Origin of the sequence: Empedobacter sp. UBA6745 (assembly GCF_002453775.1) — a bacterium.
GTDB lineage: Bacteria > Bacteroidota > Bacteroidia > Flavobacteriales > Weeksellaceae > Empedobacter > Empedobacter falsenii_C.
The window spans coordinates 77,998-88,861 of record NZ_DKHL01000046.1; the positions used below are offsets into that span (position 1 = coordinate 77,998).

The 10,864-nt window shown below is 32.4% G+C and carries 11 protein-coding genes; 6 read left to right on the top strand and 5 right to left on the bottom strand.

Going from position 1 to position 10,864, the window contains the following annotated elements:
• Positions 1 to 26 precede the first annotated feature (26 nt).
• On the top strand, positions 27 to 545 hold the full coding sequence (locus tag B4H69_RS12960; protein WP_115000649.1) for a YceI family protein: 519 nt from the start codon (positions 27 to 29) through the stop codon (positions 543 to 545).
• 52 nt (positions 546 to 597) lie between these two features.
• Here B4H69_RS12960 and B4H69_RS12965 read toward each other — a convergent pair whose 3' ends face one another.
• Together B4H69_RS12965 and B4H69_RS12970 are read right to left on the bottom strand one after the other, a co-directional pair.
• Complete coding sequence (locus B4H69_RS12965) at positions 598 to 2,061, bottom strand: alanine/glycine:cation symporter family protein (RefSeq protein WP_180906727.1); 1,464 nt, start codon at positions 2,059 to 2,061, stop codon at positions 598 to 600.
• Positions 2,062 to 2,294: 233 nt separating this feature from the next.
• Entirely contained in the window at positions 2,295 to 4,637 is a 2,343-nt protein-coding gene (locus tag B4H69_RS12970) for an ATP-dependent helicase (protein ID WP_180906728.1), read from the bottom strand.
• Positions 4,638 to 4,832: 195 nt separating this feature from the next.
• Here B4H69_RS12970 and B4H69_RS12975 point away from each other — a divergent pair, with 195 nt between their 5' ends.
• Positions 4,833 to 5,285: a Fur family transcriptional regulator gene (locus tag B4H69_RS12975; RefSeq protein WP_038331681.1), complete on the top strand. Its 453-nt coding sequence runs from the start codon at positions 4,833 to 4,835 to the stop codon at positions 5,283 to 5,285.
• A 61-nt stretch (positions 5,286 to 5,346) separates the two neighbouring features.
• On the opposite strand, the gene B4H69_RS12980 is transcribed toward B4H69_RS12975, so the two are convergent.
• Positions 5,347 to 6,267 carry a Dyp-type peroxidase gene (locus tag B4H69_RS12980; protein ID WP_291094350.1) on the bottom strand — a complete coding sequence of 307 codons (921 nt, stop codon included), beginning with the start codon at positions 6,265 to 6,267 and terminating at the stop codon, positions 5,347 to 5,349.
• Positions 6,268 to 6,625: 358 nt separating this feature from the next.
• Between B4H69_RS12980 and B4H69_RS12985 the strand changes: the two genes are divergently transcribed.
• The 4 genes from B4H69_RS12985 to B4H69_RS13000 are packed head-to-tail and all read left to right on the top strand — an operon-like array spanning position 6,626 to position 9,969.
• Entirely contained in the window at positions 6,626 to 7,354 is a 729-nt protein-coding gene (locus tag B4H69_RS12985) for an OstA-like protein (protein WP_422653371.1), read from the top strand.
• A 55-nt stretch (positions 7,355 to 7,409) separates the two neighbouring features.
• Positions 7,410 to 8,183, top strand: coding sequence for an LptA/OstA family protein (locus tag B4H69_RS12990; RefSeq protein WP_291094355.1), 774 nt, complete (start codon positions 7,410 to 7,412; stop codon positions 8,181 to 8,183).
• Between the two features lie 39 nt (positions 8,184 to 8,222).
• Positions 8,223 to 8,780 (top strand): hypothetical protein, encoded by a 558-nt coding sequence (locus B4H69_RS12995; protein WP_291094357.1) that lies wholly within the window; start codon positions 8,223 to 8,225, stop codon positions 8,778 to 8,780.
• Between the two features lies 1 nt (position 8,781).
• The gene (locus B4H69_RS13000) at positions 8,782 to 9,969 is read left to right on the top strand and encodes an aspartate aminotransferase family protein (protein ID WP_180906731.1); all 1,188 of its coding nucleotides are present in this window, start codon (positions 8,782 to 8,784) and stop codon (positions 9,967 to 9,969) included.
• A gap of 46 nt (positions 9,970 to 10,015) precedes the next feature.
• Here the strand turns inward: B4H69_RS13000 and B4H69_RS16460 are convergent, their stop codons facing one another.
• Positions 10,016 to 10,501, bottom strand: coding sequence for a hypothetical protein (locus B4H69_RS16460; RefSeq protein WP_317169028.1), 486 nt, complete (start codon positions 10,499 to 10,501; stop codon positions 10,016 to 10,018).
• A complete protein-coding gene (locus tag B4H69_RS16465) occupies positions 10,432 to 10,782 on the bottom strand; it encodes a class I SAM-dependent methyltransferase (protein ID WP_317169029.1) in 351 nt (116 codons plus the stop codon). The genes B4H69_RS16460 and B4H69_RS16465 overlap by 70 nt, the downstream gene beginning before the upstream one ends.
• Between the last annotated feature and the right edge of the window lie 82 nt (positions 10,783 to 10,864).

A 10,864-nucleotide genomic window follows, 5' to 3' on the forward strand; every position in this document is an offset into this window, starting at 1 on the left:
TAAATAACAAATAAAAACAAAACATTATGGCAACAAAATGGAATTTAGACCCTTCTCATTCAGAAGTTCAATTCAAAGTAAAACACATGGTAATCTCTACAGTAACAGGAAATTTTGATCATTTCAATGCTGGTGTAGAAAGTAATAGTAACGATTTTTCTGATGCAAAATTTGAATTTGATGCAAAAGTAGATTCAATCAATACAAAAAATTCAGATCGTGATGGACATTTAAAATCAGCTGATTTTTTCGCTGCTGAACAATTTCCAGAAATGAAATTTGAAAGTACTTCAGGTATTCAAAACGGAAAAATTGAGGGAACTTTAGAAATCCGTGGAGAGAAAAAACCAATCACTTTAAATGCAGATTTTGGTGGAGTTATTACTGATCCTTGGGGATTAGAAAGAGCTGGTTTCGAATTCTCAGGCGAAATCAATCGTAAAGATTACGGATTAGGATGGAGCCAAGTAACAGAAGCAGGAGGATTAGTTGTTTCGGATAAAGTAAAATTATTGGTGAATTTAGAGTTTACTCAAGCCCAATAATCATAATTTTTAATAGCAAAAAAGCCACTTCCAACGAAGTGGCTTTTTTGTATTATTTATTTTTGTTCTCCCAAAAAGTAGCATTTTTAATTCCGATTTCTAACGGATTGAAATCAGGATTTTTGATTCCTTTTTTGCGTTTGTCTTTGTAATCTTTCCAAACTTTAAGACCAACATTACTCAATAATAAAATAGCAATAATGTTAACCCAAGCCATTAATCCAACACCAATATCACCAATAGCCCATGCTGTTTCTGCAGTTTTAATTGTTCCATAATATGTTGCACCCAAGAAACAAATGCGTAAAATCCAAACATATATTTTAGTATTTTCACCTTTGAAAATATATGTAATATTAGTTTCCGCATAATAGTAATAAGCCATAATAGTAGTAAAAGCAAAGAAAAACAAAGCAATTGCAACAAAACTATCTCCAAAAGCAGGAAATTCACTTGAAACAGCGGCTTGTGTAAATCCTGTATAATCTATTCCAGGAAGATTTTCTGTAATAAAATTTCCAACTTTTTCAGGGTGATTTACATTGTATTTTCCTGTAAATAGAATCATAAAAGCGGTTGCTGTACACACAAATAAAGTATCAATGTAAACGGAAAAAGCTTGTACTAAACCTTGTTGAGCTGGGTGATTAACTTCCGCTGCTGCTGCTGCGTGCGGAGCAGTTCCTTGCCCAGCTTCGTTAGAATAAATTCCACGTTTTATTCCCCAAGCAATTGCAGCACCAAAAACGCCACTATAAAGTGATTCTTGATTGAATGCTGAAGAAAAGATTAATCTTAAAACAGAAGGAATTTGTTCGAAATTCATCCCAATAATAATGATAGCCATTAAGATGTAAGCACCTGCCATAAAAGGAACAATGAATTCTGAGGCTTGTCCTAAACGTTTTACGCCTCCAAAAATGATTAAAGCTAATAATCCAATAATTATAAAACCTACTACGTTAATTGGAATTCCGGCAAAATCATACATAGGAATATCGAAAGCATTATTCAAAGCAGATGAAATACTATTTGACTGAACGCCTGGTAATAATAATCCACAGCTCATAATTGTAATGATTGCGAATAAAACTGCGTACCATTTGATTCCTAAACCTTTTTCGATGTAATACGACGGACCTCCGCGATATTCTCCATTAATTTCTTGTTTGTAGACCTGTCCTAATGCAGATTCTATGAATGCAGATGCACTTCCTAAAAATGCGATAAACCACATCCAAAAAACGGCTCCAGGTCCTCCCATAGCAATTGCAGTAGCTACACCTACAATATTTCCTGTTCCAACACGACCAGAAATTGCTAAAGAAAAGGCTTGAAAAGGTGTGATTCCCTTGTCCGATTTTTCGCCGCTAAAAAGCAAACGAACCATGTCTTTTATATAAACTACTTGTAAAAATCCGGTGCGAATAGAGAAGTAAATTCCTGTTAAAGCGCAAAGTCCAATTAAAGCATATGACCAGACGTAGCTGCTTATTAGATTGATGATATCATCCATTTGAGTATAAAATTTTTGTTCTTGTGTTTATTTGTGGTGCTAAAATGCTAAAAAAATCTTAATTATAAGATTTAATCTGTTTATTTATTCGAAAAAATAAATCATAACAAGAATTTTATTCTAAATTTTGATGATATCTTATTTAAACCTTTTGTTTAATATCAGGTATGTAGTTAATTAAAATATAAATAAAAAAGGTTACAAATTATTGTAACCTTTTTCTGTTTTTTTTATTATGATCGAATGATTTTTAGTTTAGCAAAATTTAAGAGTAATTTTTTCTCTCCAGCATTATCAAAATGAATAATGGCTTTCATATCTGATGGTTCTCCTTGCAAATCTTTCACAATTCCTCGTCCAAAACGATCGTGAACGACAACTTGACCAACTTGTAAACCTTGAGCATTCGCTGTTGATGAAGCACTACTTTTCGTTTGATTTACTGGTTTGAAATTTGATCTTGGTTGAGCTGGTTCTACACGAGCTCTCGGATTAGGTCGTGCAACCGATTTTTCTCGTTGTTGATACTGTTGCGGTGTTGGTTCGTCTCCAAATAAATCAGCCGATAATCCACTATTGTTTGAAGCTCTTGCAGAAATATTCAGATTTTTCCATTCTAAGAAACTATCATCAATTTCTTCTAAGAAACGAGATGGTTCGCAATCGATAATTTTTCCCCAACGAAAACGTGAAACAGAATAGGTCATATAAGCCACTTTCTCGGCACGTGTCAAGGCAACATAAAATAAACGACGCTCTTCTTCTAATTCAGCACGTGTGTTAACGCTCATCATAGAAGGGAAAAGATTTTCTTCTAAACCTGCAATAAATACAACAGGGAATTCTAAACCTTTTGCTAAGTGAACAGTCATCAAATTTACTTTGTTATCGTCATCTTCTTCGTTATCCGCATCAGTTGCTAAAGCAATATTTTCTAAAAAACCTCCTAAAGAAGCGTCTCCTTCGTCTAATTGTTGTTGTTCTTCAACATAACCTTGAATCGAGTTTAACAACTCTTGAACGTTTTCTAAACGAGAAACACCTTCTGGTGTAGAATCTTCTTTCAACGCATTCAATAATTGAGTCGTTTTAGCCATTTCCATCGTTACTTCATACACATCATGCGATTTTAACATGACTTGGAAACGCTTAATCATCAACACAAAATCATTCAGTTTGTTTGCTGTTCCTGCATTTATACCAATTGTTGGAGCATATATTGCAATATTTTCAATCAAAGAAAATAAACTAATTTGATGTTGATCTGCCGCGACCAAAAGTTTAGAAATTGTTGTTTGACCAATTCCACGTGCTGGATAATTGATTGTTCGCAATAAAGCTTCTTCATCATTTTGATTAATCAATAATCTCATATAGCCAACCATATCCTTAATCTCTTTACGCTGATAGAAAGAGGTTCCGCCATAAACACGGTATTGAATTCCTCTTTTTCTCAAGGCTTCTTCTAAAGCACGAGATTGAGCATTTGTACGATAAAGAATAGCAAAATCTTTTGGTTGAAGATGTTCATTGATCTGTCTTTCCCAAATTTGTGTCGCAATATAGCGTGCTTCATCAGCATCAGAAAGTCCACGATAAACGGCTATTTTTTCTCCAGTTTCATTCGCTGTCCAAACATTTTTTTCTAATTGATCTTGATTTTGTTTGATAATCTGATTCGCAGCTTCCACAATCATTTGCGTCGAACGATAATTTTGTTCTAATGGATACAATTTCGCATCAGGATAATCAGATTTGAATGATAAAATATTTCGAATATTTGCACCACGGAAAGCATAGATAGATTGCGCATCATCACCAACCACACAAAGGTTTTCGTAACGAGAAGCCAATGCTTTTACAATCAAATATTGAGAATGATTGGTATCTTGGTACTCATCTACCATAATATATTTGAAACGTTCTTGATATTTTGCTAAAACCTCAGGAAAACGCGTCAAAATTTCGTTGGTACGTAACAATAAATCATCAAAATCCATTGCACCAGATTTGAAACAACGATCTACATAAGCTCTATAAATATCACCCATTCGAGGTCGCATTGCTTCATTATCTGCTTCAATTAAAGCTTGATTGTTATGATAAGCTCTAACTGTAATCAAGTTATTTTTGTATTGAGAAATTCTTCCCAAAACTTGTTTTGCTTTGTAAATATCTTTATCCAAATGCATTTCGTTAATAATCTTTGTCATTACCGAAACTGCATCTTGTTGATCGTAAATTGTAAAATCTGATGGATAACCTAAAAGCGGAGCTTCAACACGTAGAATACGCGCAAAAACAGAGTGGAAGGTACCCATCCAAAGAGCTTTTGCATTCGCTTCACCAACTACATGTCCGATACGTTCTTTCATTTCTCGGGCAGCTTTATTGGTAAATGTTAAAGACAATATATTGAAAGCATCAACTCCTTTATTTAGTAAATGAGCAATGCGATAAGTTAACACTCTCGTTTTTCCAGAACCCGCACCTGCAATCACCATTACTGGACCTTCGGTAGCTTCTACAGCCAAACGCTGTGGTTCGTTCAGTTTTTCTAAATAATTTTCTTCCATCGTGTGCAAAGTTAACCTTTGTAGTGTAAAGGATAAAATAATTTTGAAAGATTATATGTTTTCTTATATAGACATATTGTTAATTATATCTGATTATAAAGATTTATTATCAAGAGATAGAAAAAACGTACGAATTGAAAGCTGTTTCGTTACATTGATAAGGAAATATTCTGTATATTTACACAAATTTTTTATATGACAGACGAATCAGTAAAATCAAGTAATTACGAAATAGTAAAGCAAGTGTTTACGAATTTCTTGGAAGACAATGGACATCGTAAGACACCTGAACGTTATGCTATTTTAGAGGAAATTTATTTTACAGATGATCATTTTGATATTGATATGTTGTATATCAAAATGAAAAATAAGAAATACCGCGTTAGTCGTGCTACTTTATACAATACTATCGAGCTTTTGATGGAAGCAAAATTGGTGCGTAAACATCAGTTTGGAGATCAACAAGCGCATTACGAAAAATCATATTTCGACAAAAATCATGACCATATTATTTTGTCTGATACAGGAGAAGTATTGGAGTTTTGTGATCCAAGAATCCAATCTATCAAACAAACGATAGAAGATATTTTTGATATCAAAATTGATAATCATTCATTATATTTTTACGGAACTCGTAAGAATAAATAACCTTGATTTTATAAAATCAAAAGACCTTTTACGATTTCGTAAAAGGTCTTTTTTGTTATTTTTAATTAGAAAATTGATCTAACAAATCAAAAGAAGGAACAAAAAATAAAGTTCCAGTTTTAGCTTTACTAAAATCTAATATTCGATCATAGTTTCCGATAGGTTCACCAACAAACATGCGTTCTAACATTTCTTCTACAATGCTAAACTTTCTAGCATAAGCAATAAAATAGGTTCCCATTTCATTTGTCGACATATTTCCAAAAGGCATATTATCGCGAACAATTTTTTTGTCATCTCCAACATTTGCTAATGCAGAATGTGAATTCGAGGGTTTTTCATCGTCATTCATTTCAATATCATCAACTTTAGATCTTCCAATTACTTTTTCTTGTTCAGAAATTGGTAAATCTTTCCAAGCTTGCATATCATGAATGTATTTTTGCACAAATAAATAACTTCCATTTGTATAAGCAGAATCTTCATTGCCAATCAAACCAAAATTTATTCTTTCGTTACCTTGTGGATTTTCAGTTCCATCAGCAAAACCTAAAATACTACGACCATCCCAATATCTAAAACCATGAATTTCTTCTTGACAAGTAGCAACATCATTCAATAAATCAGTCAAATTAGAAACAATATCAACGCAATAGCTTTGTTGCGTAGAGCGGATATGAAAATGAATATCGCCTTTTGTAGAAACGGCTTCATGCTTTTCTCCTTTAATGGCAACAAAAGGTTTTAATTCTTTCGGCAAAGGTTTTGGTAAATTTAATTTTATCCAAGCATCGTAACTAATTCCTAAAATAACGCTCGATTGCGTTTTCGGAAAACGTGTATTGGCTGAATGATTGAGATTGATAATTAAAGCGCAAAGCTTTTTGAAAGCATCTTTGTAAGCAGTATTTTCCTTAAAATTCCAAACCATAAAAATAGTATTGGTGTTTGGACTGTCTAATACATTTTGATATTGAGGCATTTAATAGATTTATAAAATTGAATATGAAGTTAAGAATTTTAAAACTGAATTTGATGAATAATCGTTATTTTTTTAATCAAATTAAGACTTAAAAATCAATCATATTGATTAAAACATTATGAAAATTTTAAGTATTCAAGCACGTTTTAACGTAATAATTAATTTTTAGGACTAAAAAAATAATACTAATTTTGGCTAACACTTTTCGGAAGTGAAATAAAGATTAAATAAAAATAATAAGTAATTGTTAATTAATTATATAAATAAAAATAAAACAGGTTTGAAAGTTGCTTTTTTACTTTCATGTTTTATAACGATAAGTGCTTTTGCGCAACAGAAACCTAAAAAAGAAAAAGTTGTGTTGAAGAATGCTGATTTACTTGAGCGTTATACAGATCGTTTTGAAGGGAATCAAATTCTAACAGGTAATGTTGTTATTGAATATAAAGGTGATGTAATTACAGCTGATAGTGCGGTTTTGTATCGTGATAAAAACTTGGCTGTTGTTTGGTCGAATGCACGTTTGGTGAGCAAAGACAAAACAATTACGGCGCATAAAATGGAGTATGACGGAAACACAACAATTGCAAAAGCTTTCAAAGATGTGGTGTTGACTGATCCAAGTTCTCGTATTACGGCAGATTATATGGATTATAATCGTACAACCGAGATTGCGACTGGTATTGGGAAAGTAGAAGTGAAGATACCTACGCAACAAATAAGTTCTGAGAAAATGATTTACGAACGATTGACAGGAAATATTATTGTAAATGATACTTACAAAACAATTGGTTCTGATGGAACTTTAGTCGAAGGACGAAATGTTGTGTATAATGTAAAGTCTAAATCGGCAAATTTTGGTTCAGAAGTTTTTATTACGAATAAAGATTATACGATTTATTCGAGAAAAATGACGACGAATGATATTACGGGAATTACAACTTTCCGCGATTATTCTAAAATTACACGTCGAAATGATCCATCACAATATATCATTACTTCGGATGGAGATTTTAATAAAAAAACAGGTGAAGCTTGGTTAAGAGGAAATTCAAAAGTTTATTATCAAAACANNTTCGACGGCTAAAAAACTTTATTTCAACGATAAAACAGGTTTTGGTAAAGGTGAAGGCGATGTTTTTTTGGATGATCCATTAGAAAAAAGATTTTTGAAAGGTGATTACGGAGAAGCTTTTAAATACTTAGATTCGGCTTTTGTAACGAAGAACGCGTATGCTGTGAAAGCGTTTGATAAAGATTCGCTTTACATAAGTGCTGATACGTTGTTGGCGGTAAAACGTCACGATGTTGATTCGACTTCATTGGTGAAAGCTTTTCATAAAGCGCGTTTTTACAAATCGAATGCGAACGGAAAAGCAGATTCTTTGGTGTACAATCAAACTAAAGGATTGATGCAATTTTACAAAGATCCAATTTTATTTTCTGGTGATAACCAAGTTACAGGAGATTATATCGAAGCGTATACAAATGCGAAAACAGAAAAATTAGACTCGATGAAAGTGTTTAATAATGCTTTTGTGATTGCTAAAGTGGATTCGCTTGTGGAAAATGAATATCATCAAATTAAAGGAAAATATTTGACTGTTCTTTTTCAGGACGATAAAATTGATTTTATAAATGTAGAAGAAAATGCTGTCGCGTTGACGTACATGGATGATACGGATCAAAAAACGAAAGTGAAAGAACGTTACGGAGTTAATATTTCGTATTGTGGAATTATAGAAGTTGATGTTGTAGGAAAAGATGTTGAATTGGTTGCATGTCGTATAAAATCGGATGGAAAAATGTATCCGTTGTCAAAATTTCCAGAAGAAATGCGTTATTTGCCCGATTTTAAATGGCGAATTTCTGAACGATTAAACACTTGGCGAGATATTTTTATCGAATCGAAATAATCTTTTCATAAATTAATCGTTTAATTTCTAAAACTATAAATGAAAACTACATCTATCATATTATCTATTCTGTTATTATCAAGTTGTTATACATATAAAGCTTTTGATCCTGAGGAGTATGCATTGGAAATGTCTAAAGGTAATAATCAAAATCAAACGACTAATTCTAATGAAAGAAGTCGTTCCAGATCTGATATTGCTGAATTGAGAAGAGAACGTAAAAGTCCGAATGAAAATGCAATTAGTTTATCTCTTTCAGAAAGTAAAGAAGAATTAGCTGCATTAAAAGCAAAAAAACAAGAGAATAAAGAAGAGAAAGTAGCGATAGATCCTTCTACGATTAAAATTTCGGATGTTATCAAACCCGATCAATTTTATAAAGTAGATGCGCAAGGAAAAGAATATACAATAGAGGCGAAGCAATGGAAAGCTGATACTTTATATGCTGTTGTAAAAGGAACAGAAAAAGAATTGAAGTTTCATAAAAATGATATTTCATCGTTCAAAATAAGAAAATTTTCGAAAGGTAAATCAGATGCTCTTACTGTTGCAGCATATGCAATGGGCGGTGCAGCTGTACTTTTTTTATTAAAATAAAATGGGAACATTAAAGGAAGGATTTTTCAAATATCAGGCGCAAACAACAAATTTTGCATCTGGTTTTGAAGTCGATTACGCAAAAGGCTCTTATATCTATGGAAAGGATGGAAGAGCCTATCTTGATTTTGTGGCTGGCGTTTCGGTGAATACACTTGGACATAGCCATCCGCGCATCAATCAAGCGATTATAGATCAGGTAAACAAATATATGCATGTCGCTGTTTATGGTGAATATGCGCAAGAAAAACCAGTTGAATTATGTAAGCGATTGGTTGATTTAACACCAGAAGGATTGGATCAAGTTTATTTGGTGAATTCTGGAACAGAAGCGATTGAAGCTTCGCTTAAATTAGCGAAACGTTTTACAGGTCGTCGTCAATTGATTTCTTTTCGTAATGCCTATCACGGGAATACACATGGATCATTGAGTGTTTCGGGTGATGAACGTAAGAAAGCTGCTTTCCGACCATTGTTACCAGAAGTTTATTTTATTGACTTTAATAACGAAGAAGATTTACAAAAAATTACCAAAGAAACAGCTGGTGTTATTGTAGAAAGTATTCGTGGTGCTTCTGGTTTTAGATTGCCAGAAAATGATTTCTTTATCAAGCTGAAAAAACGTTGCGATGAAGTTGATGCATTATTGATTATGGACGAAATTCAACCAGGTTTTGGACGTACTGGAAAATTGTTTGGTTTCGAACATTTTGAAGTTGTGCCAGATATTGTGGCAATGGGAAAAGGTATGGCGAGCGGTTTGCCTGTTGGTGCGTTTATGACTTCTGATAAAATTATGAGTTCGTTGAAACAAAATCCTCAATTGGGACATATCACGACTTTCGGAGGAAATCCTGTGATTGCAGCAGCGGCTTTGGAACTACTAAATGTTATAGATGATGAAAAATTAATGGATGATATTGATCGTAAAGAACAATTATTCAGAGAAAATCTTCAGCATCCAAAAATTAAAAAAATTCACGGAAAAGGTTTGATGTTAGCACCTGAGTTATCATCGCCAGAATATACGTTGCGCGTTCAACAAGAATGTATGAACAGAGGTTTGATTCTTTTCTTTTTGATGTATAGTATCGAGAATTTACGAATTACACCACCAATTAATATTTCGGATGAAGATATTATAAAAGGTTGTAATATCTTAAAATCAGTGTTAGACGATTTAGATTAAATTTTAATAAATAAAAAAGAGAATCATAATTGATTCTCTTTTTTATTTAACTCTTTCTCCCATACAACAATATTCTCTTAAAGGAATAAATTGCAGGAAAAGTTTTGTAATATTTCTTAATTCTCGTTTTGAATTCTGTAGTAAATAATTCTTGCTGTTCAGTAGTTAAGCGCTCTATATAAGGAATCAAGGCAGAACCAGATATAAAATTATAAAATTCTGTTTCGTCATTTCCGTAAATTGGATAAACTTTCATGTTAATGTTCAAATCTTTCAATCCATTATCAAACATGATTTTCGCATAATCATCTATCGCCAACAGAGGAGAATCTCGATGAAAACTATTCAAATAATCTGTAAAAGGTTTTTCTTGTGCCAAATGACTCAAAATAACATTCAATACATTATCTTTTTGACAAGGCATCTGCACCGCAAATTGTCCATTATCATTCAGTTTAGAGATTAACTTAGGAAATAATTCTTCATGATTATCTGACCATTGCAAAGCTGCATTACTAAAATTAAATCCCAATTTGAATCAGAATTTGCAAATTCTTCAATCGTTTTTTGCTGAAATGTAAGATTGGCTAAATCAAATTCTTTTGATTTTTCGAGCATTTCTTTCGAAGAATCAATTCCTAAAAAGTTAGCATGTTCAAATTTATTGGCAAGAATAACTGTTTGTTCACCAGTTCCACAACCAACATCGACGCAATTTTTCAAATTACCAGCAGAAATCAAATCCGCTAAATCATAAAAAGGTTGATAACGAATATTTTTAAATTGATTATAAATTTCGGGATTCCAAGGCATTTTTATTGAATTTTAATGTGATTAAAGTTAATGAAATTTTATAATATTTAACCCGTTGTATATTTTGAATTAAAATTCGTCA